At 66.9% G+C, this 17,152-nt stretch carries 13 protein-coding genes; all 13 read right to left on the minus strand.

Annotation, left to right across the window (positions count from 1 at the left end):
• Positions 1-33: 33 nt before the first annotated feature.
• The 13 genes from rpsS to rpoB all read right to left on the minus strand — a co-directional run bounded on the left by rpsS (position 34) and on the right by rpoB (position 17,067).
• Positions 34-315 (minus strand): 30S ribosomal protein S19, encoded by a 282-nt coding sequence (rpsS, locus tag ACZ3HV_RS07305; protein WP_131361012.1) that lies wholly within the window; start codon positions 313-315, stop codon positions 34-36.
• A 14-nt stretch (positions 316-329) separates the two neighbouring features.
• Positions 330-1,163, minus strand: a complete 834-nt coding sequence (rplB, locus tag ACZ3HV_RS07310) for a 50S ribosomal protein L2 (protein WP_465681824.1) — start codon at positions 1,161-1,163, stop codon at positions 330-332.
• Positions 1,163-1,468 carry a 50S ribosomal protein L23 gene (gene rplW, locus ACZ3HV_RS07315; RefSeq protein WP_465681826.1) on the minus strand — a complete coding sequence of 102 codons (306 nt, stop codon included), beginning with the start codon at positions 1,466-1,468 and terminating at the stop codon, positions 1,163-1,165. Before rplW ends, rplB begins: the two co-directional genes overlap by 1 nt.
• Positions 1,465-2,157 (minus strand): 50S ribosomal protein L4, encoded by a 693-nt coding sequence (gene rplD / locus ACZ3HV_RS07320; RefSeq protein WP_465681827.1) that lies wholly within the window; start codon positions 2,155-2,157, stop codon positions 1,465-1,467. The genes rplW and rplD overlap by 4 nt, the downstream gene beginning before the upstream one ends.
• A complete protein-coding gene (rplC, locus tag ACZ3HV_RS07325) occupies positions 2,154-2,810 on the minus strand; it encodes a 50S ribosomal protein L3 (RefSeq protein WP_360364124.1) in 657 nt (218 codons plus the stop codon). The genes rplD and rplC overlap by 4 nt, the downstream gene beginning before the upstream one ends.
• Positions 2,811-2,838: 28 nt before the next feature.
• Complete coding sequence (gene rpsJ, locus ACZ3HV_RS07330; RefSeq protein WP_012923688.1) at positions 2,839-3,147, minus strand: 30S ribosomal protein S10; 309 nt, start codon at positions 3,145-3,147, stop codon at positions 2,839-2,841.
• Positions 3,148-3,509: 362 nt separating this feature from the next.
• Positions 3,510-4,703 (minus strand): elongation factor Tu, encoded by a 1,194-nt coding sequence (tuf, locus tag ACZ3HV_RS07335; RefSeq protein WP_465681829.1) that lies wholly within the window; start codon positions 4,701-4,703, stop codon positions 3,510-3,512.
• Between the two features lie 73 nt (positions 4,704-4,776).
• Positions 4,777-6,858 carry an elongation factor G gene (gene fusA / locus ACZ3HV_RS07340; protein WP_465682800.1) on the minus strand — a complete coding sequence of 694 codons (2,082 nt, stop codon included), beginning with the start codon at positions 6,856-6,858 and terminating at the stop codon, positions 4,777-4,779.
• Between the two features lie 101 nt (positions 6,859-6,959).
• Entirely contained in the window at positions 6,960-7,430 is a 471-nt protein-coding gene (gene rpsG, locus ACZ3HV_RS07345) for a 30S ribosomal protein S7 (protein WP_130384648.1), read from the minus strand.
• Positions 7,430-7,804 carry a 30S ribosomal protein S12 gene (rpsL, locus tag ACZ3HV_RS07350; RefSeq protein WP_328526112.1) on the minus strand — a complete coding sequence of 125 codons (375 nt, stop codon included), beginning with the start codon at positions 7,802-7,804 and terminating at the stop codon, positions 7,430-7,432. Before rpsL ends, rpsG begins: the two co-directional genes overlap by 1 nt.
• A 351-nt stretch (positions 7,805-8,155) precedes the next feature.
• Positions 8,156-9,469, minus strand: a complete 1,314-nt coding sequence (locus ACZ3HV_RS07355; protein ID WP_465681832.1) for a nuclear transport factor 2 family protein — start codon at positions 9,467-9,469, stop codon at positions 8,156-8,158.
• A gap of 186 nt (positions 9,470-9,655) precedes the next feature.
• Positions 9,656-13,516: a DNA-directed RNA polymerase subunit beta' gene (locus ACZ3HV_RS07360; RefSeq protein ID WP_465681834.1), complete on the minus strand. Its 3,861-nt coding sequence runs from the start codon at positions 13,514-13,516 to the stop codon at positions 9,656-9,658.
• A 68-nt stretch (positions 13,517-13,584) separates the two neighbouring features.
• A complete protein-coding gene (rpoB, locus tag ACZ3HV_RS07365; RefSeq protein WP_360364133.1) occupies positions 13,585-17,067 on the minus strand; it encodes a DNA-directed RNA polymerase subunit beta in 3,483 nt (1,160 codons plus the stop codon).
• Between the last annotated feature and the right edge of the window lie 85 nt (positions 17,068-17,152).

The raw sequence follows: 17,152 nt of genomic DNA on the forward strand, positions 1-17,152 counted from the left end.
GTAGGTTGCTTTCGCTTCGTCACTGACCACGGGTCAGCGACGCCGTGACTTCCGGTCGTCCTTCTCGTGACCCTTGAACGTCCGGGTCGGAGCGAACTCGCCGAGCTTGTGCCCGACCATCGCGTCCGTCACGAACACCGGCACGTGCTTGCGGCCGTCGTGCACCGCGAGCGTGTGGCCGATCATGTCCGGCACGATCATCGATCGGCGGGACCAGGTCTTGATGACGTTCTTGGTGCCCTTCTCGTTCTGCACCTCCACCTTCTTCATCAGGTGGTGGTCGACGAACGGGCCCTTCTTCAAACTGCGTGGCATCTGGCCGGCTCCTATCAGCGCTTCTTGCCGGCCTTGCGGCGCCGGACGATCATGCGGTCGCTTTCCTTGCGGGTACGGGTACGGCCCTCGGGCTGGCCCCACGGGGACACCGGGTGGCGACCACCCGAGGTCTTACCCTCACCACCACCGTGCGGGTGGTCGACCGGGTTCATCGCGACACCGCGGACGGTCGGGCGCTTGCCCTTCCAGCGCATCCGGCCCGCCTTGCCCCAGTTGATGTTCGACTGCTCGCCGTTGCCGACCTCACCGAGGGTGGCGCGGCAGCGCACGTCGACCATCCGGACCTCGCCGGACGGCATCCGCAGGGTGGCCATCCGGCCCTCCTTCGCGACCAGCTGGATGCTGGCACCGGCCGAGCGGCCCATCTTCGCGCCGCCACCCGGGCGCAGCTCGACGGCGTGCACCGTGGAGCCGACCGGGATGTTGCGCAGCGGCAGGTTGTTGCCCACCTTGATGTCGGCGGCCGGGCCGTTCTCGACGATCGTGCCCTGCTTCAGGTTCGACGGGGCGAGGATGTAGCGCTTCTCGCCGTCGATGTAGTGCAGCAGCGCGATCCGCGCGGTGCGGTTCGGGTCGTACTCGATCTCGGCGACCTTGGCCGGCACGCCGTCCTTGTCGTACCGCTTGAAGTCGATCAGCCGGTACGCGCGCTTGTGACCGCCGCCCTGGTGCCGAGTGGTGATCTTGCCGGAGTTGTTCCGGCCACCCTTCTTCGGCAGCGGGCGCAGCAGCGACTTCTCGGGGGTCGAACGGGTGAGCTCGACGAAGTCGGCCACGCTCGAGCCACGGCGGCCCGGCGTCGTCGGCTTGTACTTGCGGATTCCCATTACGACTGGCCTCCGAAGATGTCGATGCGGTCGTCACCCTTGAGGGTCACGATCGCCCGCTTGGTGTCCGGGCGCTTGCCCCAGCCGGTACGCGTCCGGCGGCGCTTGCCCTTGCGGTTGATGGTGTTGACGTCGCTGACCTTGACCTTGAAGACCTTCTCGACCGCGAGCTTGATCTCGGTCTTGTTGGATCCCGGGGCGACCTCGAACGTGTACTTCTGCTCGTCCAGCAGGCCGTAGCTCTTCTCGCTCACGACCGGCCGCAGCAGCACGTCGCGCGGGTCCTTGTTGACTCCGTGGCTCATGCTTCTACCTCCTCGGCTTCGGTCGACGTCGCGACAGCCTTCACGGACTTACCCTTGGGCGCGCCGGTGACGAAGCTGTCGAGGGCGCCCTTGGTGAACACGACCGCGTCACTGACCAGAACGTCGTACGCGTTCAGCTGGTCGGCGGCGATCAGGTGGACGTGCTGCACGTTGCGCAGGCTCAGCCAGGTGAGGTCGTCGGCACGCTCGAGGACGACCAGGACCTTGCCCGGCTCGGCGGCCTCGGCCAGCACGTTCAGCGCGGCCTTGGTGGACGGCGTGTCGCCGTCGACGAACTTCTCCACGACGTGCACACGGCCGTCGCGGGCCCGGTCCGACAGCGCACCGCGGAGCGCGGCGGCGATCATCTTCTTCGGGGTCCGCTGGCTGTAGTCGCGCGGCACCGGGCCGTGGACGACGCCACCACCGGTGAACTGCGGCGCGCGGGTCGAGCCCTGACGGGCGCGACCGGTGCCCTTCTGGCGGTACGGCTTGGCGCCACCACCGGAGACCTCGCCCCGGGTCTTCGCCTTGGCCGTGCCCTGCCGGGCGGCCGCCAGCTGGGCCACCACGACCTGGTGGATCAGCGGGATGTTGACCTGGACGTCGAACAGCTCGGCCGGAAGCTCGGCGGAACCCTTCTTGCTGACCTTGTCGCCCTTCACGACGACGACGTCGACGGTGCTCACTTCGCAGCTCCCTTCGCGGCGTTGCGGATCAGCACGAGGCCGCCCTTCGGACCGGGAACGGCACCCTTGAGCAGGATCAGGCCACGCTCGGTGTCGATCGCGTGCACGCTGATGTTCTGCGTGGTGATCTGCTCGGCGCCCATCCGGCCCGCCATCCGCAGGCCCTTGAAGACCCGGCCCGGGGTGGCGCAGCCGCCGATGGAACCCGGCGAGCGGTGCTTCTTGTGGACACCGTGGGTGGCGCGCAGGCCGTGGAAGCCGTGCCGCTTCATCACACCGGCGAAACCCTTGCCCTTGCTGGTGGCGGAAACGTCGACCCGCTCACCGGCCTCGAAGGCCTCGGCCTTGATCTCCTGGCCCAGGGTGTACTCGCTGGCGTCGGCGGTGCGCAGCTCCACCAGGTGGCGCCGCGGCGTCACGCCGGCCTTGTCGAAGTGTCCGCGCATCGGCTTGGTCACCTTGCGGGGGTCGATGTCCCCGAAGGCGATCTGGACACCGTCGTACCCGTGGCTGTCCGAGGTACGCACCTCGGTCACGACGCACGGGCCGGCCTGGATCACGGTGACGGGGACGACGCGATTGTTCTCGTCCCAGGTCTGGGTCATGCCGAGCTTGGTGCCCAGCAGACCGCGCGTGTTCTTGGAAGTCTTCATTACGGGGCTCATTGGTTGTTCGCGTCCCTCAGAGCTTGATCTCGATGTCGACACCGGCCGGCAGGTCGAGCCGCATCAGCGAGTCGACGGTCTTCGGCGTGGGGTCGATGATGTCGATGAGCCGCTTGTGGGTGCGCATCTCGAAGTGCTCGCGGCTGTCCTTGTACTTGTGCGGCGAGCGGATGACGCAGAACACGTTCTTTTCCGTCGGCAACGGCACCGGGCCAGCAACCTTCGCACCAGTACGCGTCACCGTGTCGACAATCTTGCGCGCCGAGCTGTCGATGACCTCGTGGTCGTAGGCCTTCAGCCGGATGCGGATCTTTTGTCCCGCCATCGCTTCGCTTCGTCCTTCTCTATCGTCTTCGCCTTCGTTGCTCCGACCCCCGAGGTCGGGTGTGTCGCGCACTTGGAAACGCGCGTGACTCACCGCTTCATCGACCTGGATTGGCGATCGGGGCCCGGTCTCGGACCGGAACCTCGGCATGGTCTCCGGTCCGGCGCACCAGCCAGACCGAAAATTGGTCTGGGGCGCGCCCCGGCGGCCTCGCCTGAGCAACCTGAATATTGTGCCAGAGATCGGCGCCGAAACGCCAATCGGGTGGCTTCACGCCCGATCCGGACCCACCTGGCCCCGGATCGGGCACAAAGCAGAGGTCCGCGGGGCTCAGATGTCGAGCCCTCGCGGACCTCGTGAGATCACTTGAGGATCTTGGTGACCCGGCCGGCGCCGACGGTGCGGCCACCTTCACGGATCGCGAACTTCAGGCCCTCTTCCATGGCGATCGGCTGGATCAGCTCGACCGACATGTCGGTGTTGTCGCCCGGCATGACCATCTCGGTGCCCTCGGGCAGCGTGACGACGCCGGTGACGTCCGTGGTGCGGAAGTAGAACTGGGGCCGGTAGTTCTGGAAGAACGGCGTGTGCCGGCCGCCCTCCTCCTTCGACAGGATGTAGACCGAAGCGTCGAAGTTGGTGTGCGGGGTCGTGGTGCCCGGCTTGATGACGACCATGCCGCGCTCGACGTCCTCGCGCTTGGTGCCACGCAGCAGCAGACCGACGTTCTCACCGGCCTGGCCCTCGTCGAGCAGCTTGCGGAACATCTCGATACCGGTGACCGTGGTGGTCTGCTTCTCCGGACGGATGCCGACGATGTCGACGGTCTCGTTGATCTTGACGACACCGCGCTCGATCCGGCCGGTGATGACCGTGCCGCGACCCGTGATGGTGAAGACATCCTCCACCGGCATCAGGAACGGCTTGTCGATCTCGCGGACCGGCTGCGGGATGTAGGCGTCGACCGCGTCCATCAGCTCGATGATCGACTCGCCCCACTTGGCGTCACCCTGCAGAGCCGGGTGCGCCGCGACCTTGATGACCGGGGCGTTGTCACCGTCGAACTCCTGCTCGGAGAGCAGCTCGCGGACCTCGAGCTCGACGAGCTCCAGGATCTCCTCGTCGTCGACCATGTCGCACTTGTTCAGCGCGACCACCATGGCCGGCACGCCGACCTGGCGGGCGAGCAGCACGTGCTCACGCGTCTGCGGCATCGGGCCGTCGGTGGCGGCGACGACCAGGATCGCACCGTCCATCTGGGCCGCACCGGTGATCATGTTCTTGATGTAGTCCGCGTGACCCGGGCAGTCGACGTGGGCGTAGTGCCGGGCCTCGGTCTGGTACTCGACGTGCGCGATGGAGATGGTGATACCGCGCTGACGCTCTTCCGGCGCCTTGTCGATCTGATCGAAGGCCGATGCCTCGTTGAGCGTCGGGTACTTGTCGTGCAGCACCTTGGTGATCGCCGCGGTAAGAGTGGTCTTACCGTGGTCGATGTGACCGATGGTGCCGATGTTGACGTGCGGCTTAGTCCGCTCGAACTTCGCCTTCGCCACTGGGGCCCTCCTAGTAAATGTTGACTACGCCGTACGCCGACGCGCTGTGGGTTGGTTGGTCCAGAACGAGAAACTACTCGCCCCGGGCCTTCTTGATGATCTCTTCCGCCACGTTCTTCGGAACCTCGGCGTAGGAATCGAACTGCATCGAGTAGGACGCGCGGCCCTGCGTCTTGGAACGCAGGTCACCGACATACCCGAACATCTCGGACAACGGCACCAGAGCCTTGATCGCCCGGCTGCCACCAGGGCCCTCGTCCATCGACTGGATCTGGCCGCGGCGTGAGTTGAGGTCGCCGATCACTTCACCCATGTAGTCCTCGGGCGTGATGACCTCGACCGCGAACATCGGCTCCAGGATGACCGGGGTCGCCCGGCGGGCGGCGTCCTTGAAGGCCATCGAACCGGCGATCTTGAAGGCGAGCTCGGAGGAGTCGACATCGTGGTAGGCACCGTCGGTCAGCGTCACCTTGACGTCGACCATCGGGTAGCCGGCCAGTACGCCGAACTCCATCGCCTCCTGGGCGCCCTCGTCCACCGACGGGATGTACTCCCGGGGGATGCGGCCACCGGTCACGGCGTTGACGAACTCGTAGCCGCCCTCGCCACCGGCCTCGACCGAAGTCGGCTCGATGTTGATGATCACACGCGCGAACTGACCCGAACCACCGGTCTGCTTCTTGTGCGTGTAGTCGACCTTCTCGACCTTCTTCTTGATGGTCTCGCGGTAGGCGACCTGCGGCTTGCCGACGTTCGCCTCGACGCGGAACTCGCGCTTCATCCGGTCGACCAGCACCTCGAGGTGCAGCTCCCCCATGCCGGCGATGATCGTCTGGCCGGTGTCCTCGTCGGTCCGGACCTGGAAGGTCGGGTCCTCCTCGGCCAGCCGCTGGATCGCGACGCCCAGCTTCTCCTGGTCGCCCTTCGACTTGGGCTCGATGGCGACCGAGATGACCGGGGCCGGGAACTGCATCGACTCCAGCACGACCGGGTTCGACGGGTCGGACAGGGTCTCGCCGGTGGTGGTGTCCTTCAGACCCATCACGGCGACGATGTGGCCGGCGCCGATCGACGCGATCTCCTCACGCTTGTTCGCGTGCATCCGGTAGATTTTGCCGATCCGCTCCTTGCGCCCCTTGGTGGGGTTCAGGACCTGGGTGCCGGTCTCCAGCTTGCCGGAGTACACCCGGATGAAGGTCAGCTTGCCCAGGTGGGGGTCGGCCGCGATCTTGAACGCCAGTGCCGAGAACGGCTCGCTGTCGTCGGGCTTGCGCAGGACGACCTTGTCGCTGTCCTTGACGTCGTGGCCCTCGATGTCGGGCACGTCGAGCGGGCTCGGCAGGAAGGCGTTGATCGCGTCGAGCAGCGGCTGGACGCCCTTGTTCTTGAACGCCGTACCGGTCAGCACCGGGGTGAGCTTGCTGGCGATGGTCGCCCGGCGGATGGCCGCGACGATCTGCTCCTGGGTGGGCTCGTCGCCCTCCAGGTACATCTCCATGATCTCGTCGTCGGCCTCGGCCAGCGTCTCGATCAGCTTGTCGCGCCACTCGGCGGCGATCTCGGTGTGGGTGGCCGGGATCTCCTCGACGGTGTAGTCCTCACCCATCGTGGTCTCGCCGCGCCAGGTCAGCGCACGCATCCCGACCAGGTCGACGACGCCGATGAAGTCGGACTCGGAGCCGATCGGCAGCTGCAGCACCAGCGGCACCGCGGCCAGCCGGTCGACGATCATGTCGACGCAGCGCATGAACTCCGCGCCGGTCCGGTCCAGCTTGTTCACGAAGCAGATCCGCGGTACGCCGTACCGGTCCGCCTGGCGCCATACGGTCTCCGACTGCGGCTCCACGCCGGCGACACCGTCGAACACCGCGACGGCACCGTCGAGGACGCGCAGCGAGCGCTCCACCTCGACGGTGAAGTCGACGTGGCCCGGGGTGTCGATGATGTTGATGGTGTGGTCTTTCCAGGTGCAGGTCGTCGCGGCGGACGTGATGGTGATGCCGCGCTCCTGCTCCTGCTCCATCCAGTCCATCGTGGCGGCGCCGTCGTGGACCTCACCGATCTTGTACGTGATACCGGTGTAGAAGAGGATCCGCTCGGTCGTCGTCGTCTTACCGGCGTCGATGTGGGCCATGATCCCGATGTTGCGGACCATTGCCAGGTCGGTGGTGATTTGTACGGCCACCTCGGTGGTCTACCTCTCGATTCTGTACTGCGTCAAAGGGGTGAGTGCTGGGGTCCGGATCGGACCCCGGATCACCAGCGGTAGTGGGCGAAAGCCTTGTTGGCTTCGGCCATCTTGTGCGTGTCCTCGCGGCGCTTCACCGACGCACCGAGACCGTTGGACGCGTCCAGGATCTCGTTCATCAGGCGCTCGGACATGGTCTTCTCGCGACGCGCACGGGAGTACGACGTGAGCCAGCGCAGGGCCAGCGTGGTCGAGCGACCGGGCTTGACCTCGATCGGCACCTGGTAGGTGGCACCACCGACGCGGCGGCTCTTCACCTCGATGCTCGGCTTCACGTTGTCCAGCGCACGCTTCAGCGTGATCACCGGGTCGGTGCCGGTCTTGGTGCGAGTGCCCTCGAGCGCGTTGTAGACGATGCTCTGCGCGATCTGCTTCTTGCCGTCGACCAGGATCTTGGAGATCAACTGGGTGACGAGCGGCGAACTGTAGACCGGGTCGATGATGACCGGGCGCTTCGGGGCCGGGCCCTTGCGCGGCATTAGCTCTTCTCCTTCTTCGCGCCGTAGTGGCTGCGGGCCTGCTTGCGGTTCTTCACACCCTGGGTGTCGAGCGAACCGCGGATGATCTTGTAGCGGACACCCGGGAGGTCCTTCACACGACCGCCACGCACGAGCACGATCGAGTGCTCCTGCAGGTTGTGGCCGACGCCGGGAATGTACGCGGTGACCTCGATGCCGCTGGTCAGGCGGACACGCGCGACCTTGCGAAGGGCCGAGTTCGGCTTCTTCGGCGTGGTCGTGTAAACGCGCGTGCACACACCGCGACGCTGAGGGGAACCCTTCAGGGCGGGCGTCTTGTTCTTGGACACCTTGTCCTGGCGGCCCTTGCGGACCAGCTGCTGAATGGTGGGCACCGCGTAGGTCTCTTTCTGTCGTCCGGCTATCTCTCTGCTGTTGCTTGCCTGACCCCCGCGGTCGGGTGTGTCGCGTGCGCACGGGAGTACCGAGCCGTAATCTTCCAGACTGTCGGCAGGAGTCCCATGCCACGCGCGCAGACCCGGAATGTCGAGGGGCACGCATGACGGCCCAGGATGACCCGGGCACGATCGTTAAGACTAGCGGCTGGCTCAAGCACGGTCAAAATGACTAACCGACCGCGGCTGAGGCCTCTCCGCTGTTCCAGTCTACAGGGTCGGAGGAGTCACCCTGTGCAGGTACGACGGTAAGACCACTTGGCCGCGGCCGTGCGCTCGAACCCGGCCGGATCAGGCCCGGAACTCGACCTCGGTGATCAGCCCGTCGGCGGCCCGGTACAGCGCGAGCAGCGCAGCCGGCTCACCGGTGTCGTAGGCGAGCACGTGCTCGACCACCCACTCGCCGAGCATCAGCTTCTGCACCACCTCGGTCTTGCAACGCCCGGCGTCGAACCGCGGCCGGTAGTACTCCCGCAGGAACCGGCGCCCCTTCCCTTCGGTGCCGTCCGCGAGCAGGATCCGCGCGGTCGGCGAGTACATCGCCAGGAACGCCTCCAGGTCGTGCGCGGCGTAGGCGGCGTGCTCCCGGCCGATCACCCGCGCGGCCGGGGTGTCCGCCGTGACAGCGGCCACCGTGGCGGCTCCCAGGTCGGCCGGCGGCGTCGGCGTCACGGCAGGGGCGGGGGTCGGAAGGCTGGGAGTCGGCAGGGTGGGAGTCGGCAGGGTGGGAGTCGGGGCCGGGGTGGCTGGCGCCGGCCGACCGGCGGGTTCAGCGGGTGCCTTGGGCTGCTTGACGGCTACGGCCGGCTTCGCGGCGGCGGGCGTGCGCCTGGTGGTTTTGGCTTTGGGTGGGGGGACGAGGAGTTGTTCCTGGCCGTCCGGGTCCTCGCCCAGGTGGGCGATCGCCCAGTCCAGGGCCTTGGTGACGGCGGCGCGTGATTCTTCGGTGTGGTCGAGCATGTCGAACCCGTGGTGCCCTTTCGGTACGTCGATGATGTCCAGCGCGGCGCCACCGGCGGAGACGAACTCCGCAACCGGGCCGGCGAGCTCCTCGTGCTCGAGCCCGGCCCGGGTCAGCAGCACCGGCAGGTCCTTGTGTTTGCCGATCACTTCGGCAGCGTTGACCAAATCGTCGACACCGGGCGGGGTGGCGAGCAGGGGGTAGGTCAGGGCGACCCAGCGCAGCCAGTCGGGGCGGCTGTCCAGCCACTCCCCCGCCAGCAGGCCTGCGCCGGAGAAGAACCACAGGCCGACCCGATCGGGGTCGACACGTGGATCGGACCGCAGTACGCCGACAGCGGCCTCCACCTCGTCCGCGGCGGTGACCAGGTGGTCGAAGCCGTGGATCAGGCTGTGGTCGACGACGGCTGCCACCAGGCCCCGCCTGGCGGCAGCCGTCGCGTAGCCCCGGTACACCGGCCACTCCCGAGGCATCACCTCGAGGCCGGCCGGCCCTGGACCCCCGTGCACGAACAGCACCGCACCGGTCCGGGCAGTCCCGGCCGGGCGATAGAAGTCGATCTCCCCGAGCCGGTCCACCCGCACGTCGGGGCCGTCCAAAACTCCCAGGACGAAGGGCCGCAGGTAGGCCGGGAGATCCGTCATGGGCCAATCTTGGCGCATCAGCCGGACACTTTCAGCCGCCACCCCGAGTGTCGTGCCCGGACGGCATCCGGAACGGATCCGAAACGCCGGATTTCCATCTCTGCCAAGCGTTTGAGCCACCCGCAAATACCGCGAGGGCGGCACCCCCCTTTGATGGGGAGTGCCGCCCTCGGCGGGTGACTCGGCTCAGTTCTGGTAGGAACCGAGGTCGAAGTCGTCGAGCGGGACCGACTGACCGGTGGACGGGCCGAAGTCGTAGTCGTACGACTCGTAGCCGACCATCGAGTACATCGCGGCCTTCGCCTCCTCGGTGGGCTCCACCCGGATGTTGCGGTACCGGTCCATGCCCGTACCGGCCGGGATCAGCTTGCCGATGATGACGTTCTCCTTCAGACCGACCAGCGAGTCGGACTTGCCGTGGATCGCGGCCTCGGTGAGGACGCGGGTCGTCTCCTGGAAGGAGGCGGCCGACAGCCACGACTCGGTGGCCAGCGAGGCCTTGGTGATGCCCATCAGCACCGGACGACCCGAGGCCGGCGTACCGCTCTCGGCCACGACTCGACGATTCTCCGCCTCGAACATGATCCGGTCCGCGAGCTCACCGGGCAGCAGCTGGGCGTCGCCCGACTCGATCACCGTGACCCGGCGCAGCATCTGCCGGACGATGATCTCGATGTGCTTGTCGTGGATGGCCACACCCTGCGACCGGTACACCTCCTGGACCTCGTCCACCAGGTGCTCCTGCGCCTTGCGTACGCCGAGGATCCGCAGTACCTCCTGCGGGTCCGGCGTACCCTGCGTCAGCTGCTGACCGACCTCGACGTGCTGACCCTCTTCGATCAGCAGGCGGCCACGCTTGGACACCGGGTAGGCGACCTCCTCGGAACCGTCGTCCGGGGTGAGCACCAGCTTCCGGGTCTTGTCGGTGTCCTCGATCGAGATCCGGCCCGCGGCCTCCGAGATCGGCGCCTTGCCCTTGGGCTGGCGGGCCTCGAAGAGCTCGACCACACGCGGCAGACCGTGGGTGATGTCATCACCCGCGACACCACCGGTGTGGAAGGTCCGCATCGTCAGCTGCGTTCCCGGCTCACCGATGGACTGGGCCGCGATGATGCCGACCGCCTCGCCGATGTCGACCGGCTTGCCGGTCGCCAGCGAACGGCCATAGCACTTCGCGCAGGTCCCGGTCTTGGCGTCACAGGTCAGCACGGAGCGGACCTTGACCTCCTCGACCCCGGCCTCGACCAGCTTCGCGATCGAGACGTCGCCCAGGTCGCTGCCGGCCGTCAGGACGACGGTGCCGTCGGCACCGGTCACGTCGGTGGCCAGCGTCCGTGCGTACGCGCTGGTCTCGACGTTCTCGGCGTGCACGACCTTGCCGTCCGGACCGGGCTCGCCGATCTTCTTCGGCAGGCCCCGCTCGGTGCCGCAATCCTCCTCGCGGATGATCACGTCCTGCGAGACGTCCACCAGACGACGGGTCAGGTACCCCGAGTCGGCGGTCCGCAGCGCGGTGTCGGCCAGACCCTTCCGGGCACCGTGGGTGGCGATGAAGTACTCGACCACCGACAGACCCTCACGGAAGTTGGACTTGATCGGCCGGGCGATGATCTCACCCTTCGGGTTGGCCACCAGCCCACGCATACCGGCGATCTGCCGGATCTGCATCATGTTGCCTCGGGCACCCGAGTGGACCATCATCCAGATCGGGTTGGCCTTCTCGAAGTTCTCCTCCATTGCCTTGCCGACCTCGGCGTTGGCGCCGGTCCAGATCTCGATCAGCTCCTGGCGCCGCTCGGACGAGGTGATCAGACCTCGCTCGAACTGCTTCTGGACCTTCTCGGCCTGCGACTCGTACCGGGCCATGATCTCCGGCTTGGACGGCGGCGTGCTGAAGTCGTCGATCGACACGGTCACACCGGACCGGGTGGCCCAGCGGAAACCGAGGTCCTTCAGCGCGTCGAGGGCGTTGGCGACCTCGACCTTGGAGTACCGCTCGGCCAGGTCGTTGACGATCCCGCCCAGCTGCTTCTTGCCGACCTCGACGTCGACGAACGGGTAGTCCGTCGGCAGCGCCTCGTTGAACAGCGCCCGGCCCAGCGTGGTCTCCAGCGAGAACCCGCCGGCGGCCAGCTCGGTGGCACCAGCCGGTACGCCGGACTCGTCCAGACGCAGCGTGATCTTGGCCTGCAGCGACAGTTCCTTGCGGTCGAAGGCCATCAGCGCCTCGGCCACCGAGCTGAAGGCCCGGCCCTCGCCCAGCACGCCTTCCTTCAGCATGGTCAGGAAGTAGATGCCGATGATCATGTCCTGCGTCGGCATCGTGACCGGACGGCCGTCGGCCGGCTTCAGGATGTTGTTGGTCGACAGCATCAGGATCCGGGCCTCGGCCTGCGCCTCGGCCGACAGCGGCAGGTGCACCGCCATCTGGTCACCGTCGAAGTCCGCGTTGAACGCGGAGCAGACGAGCGGGTGGATCTGGATCGCCTTGCCCTCGATCAGCTGCGGCTCGAACGCCTGGATGCCCAGCCGGTGCAGGGTTGGTGCACGGTTGAGCAGGACCGGGTGCTCGGTGATGACCTCTTCCAGCACGTCCCAGACCTGGGCGCGCTGACGCTCGACCATCCGCTTGGCGGACTTGATGTTCTGCGCGTGGTTGAGGTCGACCAGCCGCTTCATCACGAACGGCTTGAACAGCTCCAGCGCCATCGCCTTCGGCAGACCGCACTGGTGCAGCTTCAGCTGCGGGCCGACCACGATCACCGAACGACCGGAGTAGTCGACGCGCTTGCCGAGCAGGTTCTGACGGAACCGGCCCTGCTTGCCCTTGAGCATGTCGGACAGCGACTTCAGCGGCCGGTTACCCGGGCCGGTGACCGGACGGCCACGACGGCCGTTGTCGAACAGCGCGTCGACGGCCTCCTGCAGCATCCGCTTCTCGTTGTTGACGATGATCTCCGGCGCGCCCAGGTCGAGCAGTCGCTTGAGCCGGTTGTTCCGGTTGATCACCCGGCGGTACAGGTCGTTCAGGTCCGAGGTGGCGAACCGGCCACCGTCGAGCTGGACCATCGGCCGCAGGTCCGGCGGGATCACCGGGACGCAGTCGAGCACCATGCCCATCGGGCTGTTGTTGGTCGCCAGGAACGCGGTGACGACCTTGAGCCGCTTCAGGGCGCGGGTCTTGCGCTGGCCCTTACCGGTCTTGATCGTCTCGCGCAGATTGTCCGCCTCGGCCTTCAGGTCGAAGGTCTCCAGCCGGCGCTGGATCGCGGCGGCACCCATGGCGCCCTCGAAGTACTTGCCGAACCGCTCCTTCATGGCGCGGTAGAGGATCTCGTCGCCCTCGAGGTCCTGGACCTTCAGGTTCTTGAACCGGGTCCAGACCTCGTCGAGGCGGTCGATCTCGCGCTGCGCACGGTCGCGCAGCTGCTTGACCTCACGCTCGGCGCCTTCCTTCACCTTGCGGCGAACGTCGGCCTTGGCGCCCTCGGCCTCGAGCTGCGCCAGGTCCTCCTCGAGCTTCTTCATCCGGGTCTCGATGTCGTTGTCGCGCCGGTTCTCGAGCTGCTTGCGCTCGACGTCGGTCCGGCCCTCCAACGACGAGAGGTCGCGGTGCCGCGCCTCGTCGTCGACGTCGGTGATCATGTACGCCGCGAAGTAGATGACCTTCTCCAGGTCCTTCGGGGCGAGGTCGAGCAGGTAGCCGAGTCGCGACGGGACACCCTTGAAGTACCAGATGTGGGTGACCGGCGCGGCCAGCTCGATGTGGCCCATCCGCTCGCGGCGCACCTTGGAGCGGGTGACCTCGACGCCACACCGCTCGCAGATGATGCCCTTGAAGCGAACGCGCTTGTACTTACCGCAGTAGCACTCCCAGTCCCGGGTGGGACCGAAGATCTTCTCGCAGAAGAGACCGTCACGCTCGGGCTTGAGCGTCCGGTAGTTGATCGTCTCGGGCTTCTTGACCTCGCCGTGCGACCACTGGCGGATCTCATCCGCGGTCGCCAGGCCGATCCGAAGCTCGTCGAAGAAGTTCACGTCGAGCACGATGTGTTATCTCCCGTTGCTAAAAATGGTCTGAGTGAGTTGGTTGTTGATCTCAAGCGGCAACCCGCTCAGACCTCCTCGACGCTGTTCGGCTCACGCCGGGACAGATCGATGCCCAGTTCCTCCGCTGCACGGAAGACGTCCTCCTCGCTGTCGCGCATCTCGACCCGGCTTCCGTCGGACGAGAGCACTTCCACGTTCAGACACAGGGACTGCATTTCCTTGACCAGAACCTTGAAGGACTCCGGGATACCCGGCTCCGGAATGTTCTCGCCCTTGACGATCGCCTCGTACACCTTGACCCGCCCGACGACATCGTCGGACTTGATGGTCAGCAGCTCCTGCAGCGCGAAGGCGGCACCGTAGGCCTCGAGGGCCCACACCTCCATCTCTCCGAACCGCTGGCCGCCGAACTGGGCCTTACCGCCCAGCGGCTGCTGCGTGATCATCGAGTACGGACCGGTCGAGCGTGCGTGGATCTTGTCGTCGACCAGGTGGTGCAGCTTCAGCATGTACATGTAGCCGACACCGACCGGCTCCGGGAACGGCTCACCCGAACGGCCGTCGAACAGCCGGGCCTTGCCCGAGCCGTCGACCATCCGGACACCGTCGCGGTTCGGCAGCGTCGAGGAGAGCAGGCCGGTGACCTCCTCCTCCTTGGCGCCGTCGAAGACCGGGGTGGCGACGTTCGTGAACGGCTCGGCCTCGCCGGCGCCGATCTTGATGAGTCGCTGGGCCCACTCTTCGGTGTTGTCCGGGTCGACCTTCCAGCCGCGGCTGGCGATCCACCCGAGGTGCGTCTCCAGCACCTGGCCGACGTTCATCCGGCCGGGCACGCCCAGCGGGTTCAGGATGATGTCGACCTGGGTGCCGTCCTCGAGGAACGGCATGTCCTCGACCGGCAGGATCTTCGAGATGACGCCCTTGTTGCCGTGGCGTCCGGCCAGCTTGTCGCCGACCGAGATCTTGCGCTTCTGGGCGACGTACACGCGGACCAGCTGGTTCACGCCCGGCGGCAGTTCGTCGCCGTTGTCGCGGTCGAAGACGCGGACACCGATGACGGTGCCCTCCTCGCCGTGCGGCACCTTCAGCGAGGTGTCGCGGACCTCACGGGCCTTCTCACCGAAGATCGCGCGCAGCAGCCGCTCCTCCGGGGTCAGCTCGGTCTCGCCCTTGGGGGTGACCTTGCCGACCAGGATGTCACCGGTGGTGACCTCGGCGCCGATCCGGATGATGCCCCGCTCGTCGAGGTCGGCCAGCATCTCGTCGGAGACGTTCGGGATGTCCCGGGTGATCTCCTCCGGACCCAGCTTGGTGTCGCGAGCGTCGACCTCGTGCTCCTCGATGTGGATCGAGGTCAGCAGGTCCTGCTGCACGACGCGCTGGGAGAGGATGATCGCGTCCTCGTAGTTGTGGCCTTCCCACGGCATGAAGGCGACCAGCATGTTGCGGCCGAGCGCCATCTCGCCCTCGTCGGTGCACGGACCGTCGGCCAGCGGCGATCCGATCTCGACCCGCTGACCGGCGTCGACCAGCGGACGCTGGTTGATGCAGGTGCCCTGGTTCGAGCGGCGGAACTTCGCCAGCCGGTAGGTCTGGTACGTGCCGTCGTCGGCGGCGACCTCGATCAGGTCGGCCGACACCTCCTTGATGACGCCGGCCTTGTCGGCCACCACCACGTCACCGGCGTCGACCGCACCGCGGAACTCCATGCCGGTACCGACCAGGGGGGCGTCCGCGGTGATCAGCGGAACGGCCTGGCGCTGCATGTTGGAGCCCATCAGGGCGCGGTTGGCGTCGTCGTGCTCGAGGAACGGGATCATCGCCGTCGCGACCGACACCATCTGGCGCGGCGAGACGTCCATGTAGTCCACGTCGTCGACCAGCACGAGCTCGACCTCACCGTGGCGCCGGCGAACCAGCACCCGGTCCTCGGCGAACTTGTCGTCGTCGGTCAGCGCCGCGTTGGCCTGCGCGATGACGAACCGGTCCTCCTCGTCCGCGGTCAGGTAGTCCACCTGGTCGGTGACCTGGCCGTCGACGACCTTGCGATACGGCGTCTCGACGAAGCCGAACGGGTTCACCCGGCCGTACGTCGCGAGCGAGCCGATCAGGCCGATGTTCGGGCCTTCCGGGGTCTCGATCGGGCACATCCGGCCGTAGTGGGACGGGTGCACGTCGCGGACCTCGAAGCCGGCCCGCTCCCGGGACAGACCACCCGGGCCGAGAGCCGACAGGCGGCGCTTGTGGGTCAGACCCGCGATCGGGTTGGTCTGGTCCATGAACTGCGACAGCTGGGAGGTGCCGAAGAACTCCTTCAGCGCCGCCACCACCGGACGGATGTTGATCAGGGTCTGCGGCGTGATCGCCTCGACGTCCTGGGTCGTCATCCGCTCCCGGACCACACGCTCCATCCGGGCCAGGCCGGTGCGCAGCTGGTTCTGGATCAGCTCGCCGACGGTCCGCAGCCGGCGGTTGCCGAAGTGGTCGATGTCGTCTTCCTCGACCACGACCTCACCGGTCGGTGCGGGCAGCTCGGTCTTGCCTTCGTGCAGGGCCACCAGGTACTTGATCGTGGCGACGATGTCGTCGATCGTCAGCACCGCGGTGTCGTGCGCCTCGTCGCGGCCGAGCTTCTTGTTGATCTTGTAGCGGCCGACCTTGGCCAGGTCGTAGCGCTTGCCGTTGAAGTAGTAGTTGTCCAGCAGCGCCTGCGCGGCCTCGCGCGTCGGCGGTTCGCCCGGGCGCAGCTTGCGGTAGATGTCCAGCAGCGCGTCGTCCTGCCCGGAGGTGTGGTCCTTCTCCAGGGTCAGCCGGATCGACTCGTAGTCGCCGAACTCCTCCAGGATCTGCGCGTCGGTCCAGCCGAGCGCCTTCAGCAGCACGGTGACGTTCTGCTTGCGCTTGCGGTCGAGGCGGACGCCGACCATGTCGCGCTTGTCCACCTCGAACTCCAGCCACGCGCCGCGCGACGGGATGATCTTGGCGGTGAAGATGTCCTTGTCCGACGTCTTGTCCGGGGTGCGCTCGAAGTACACACCGGGCGAGCGGACGAGCTGGGACACCACGACGCGCTCGGTGCCGTTGATGACGAAGGTGCCCTTGCGCGTCATCAGCGGGAAGTCACCCATGAAGACGGTCTGGCTCTTGATCTCGCCGGTCTCGTTGTTCATGAACTCGGCCGTGACGAACAGCGGCGCGGAGTAGGTGACGTCCCGCTCCTTGCACTCGTCGACCGTGTTCTTCGGAGGCTCGAAGCGGTGGTCGCGGAACGACAGCGACATGGTGCCGCTGAAGTCCTCGATCGGGGAGATCTCCTCGAAAATCTCTTCCAGGCCGGACGGGCCGGACAGTTCGGTCCGCCCCTCGGCCTCGGCGGCGGCCACACGGGCCTGCCACGTTTCGTTGCCGACCAGCCAGTCGAAACTGTCCACCTGCAGCGCAAGCAGATCCGGAACCTCGAGAGGCTCGGAAATCTTGGCGAAGGAGATGCGGCGGGAGCCGGAAACGTCGGAAATGCTGTCGGACTGGGGGTTGCGCGAGGCGACCAAGGGGCGTCCTTCCACGGGCTCGCAAAGAATCACTTCGGTGCTGGGAGCGCAGGCCAAACCACCCCAGTCAAGTCGAGACTCAAGC

The organism is Kribbella sp. NPDC020701 (assembly GCF_055562215.1).

Bases quoted from the DNA above. Each gene is read 5' to 3' on its own strand.
- rpsS (WP_131361012.1), bottom strand. From the start codon at position 315: ATGCCACGCAGTTTGAAGAAGGGCCCGTTCGTCGACCACCACCTGATG.
- rplB (WP_465681824.1), bottom strand. From the start codon at position 1,163: ATGGGAATCCGCAAGTACAAGCCGACGACGCCGGGCCGCCGTGGCTCG.
- rplW (WP_465681826.1), bottom strand. From the start codon at position 1,468: ATGAGCCACGGAGTCAACAAGGACCCGCGCGACGTGCTGCTGCGGCCG.
- rplC (WP_360364124.1), bottom strand. From the start codon at position 2,810: ATGAAGACTTCCAAGAACACGCGCGGTCTGCTGGGCACCAAGCTCGGC.
- rpsJ (WP_012923688.1), bottom strand. From the start codon at position 3,147: ATGGCGGGACAAAAGATCCGCATCCGGCTGAAGGCCTACGACCACGAG.
- fusA (WP_465682800.1), bottom strand. From the start codon at position 6,858: ATGGTCCGCAACATCGGGATCATGGCCCACATCGACGCCGGTAAGACG.
- rpsG (WP_130384648.1), bottom strand. From the start codon at position 7,430: ATGCCGCGCAAGGGCCCGGCCCCGAAGCGCCCGGTCATCATCGACCCG.
- ACZ3HV_RS07355 (WP_465681832.1), bottom strand. From the start codon at position 9,469: ATGACGGATCTCCCGGCCTACCTGCGGCCCTTCGTCCTGGGAGTTTTG.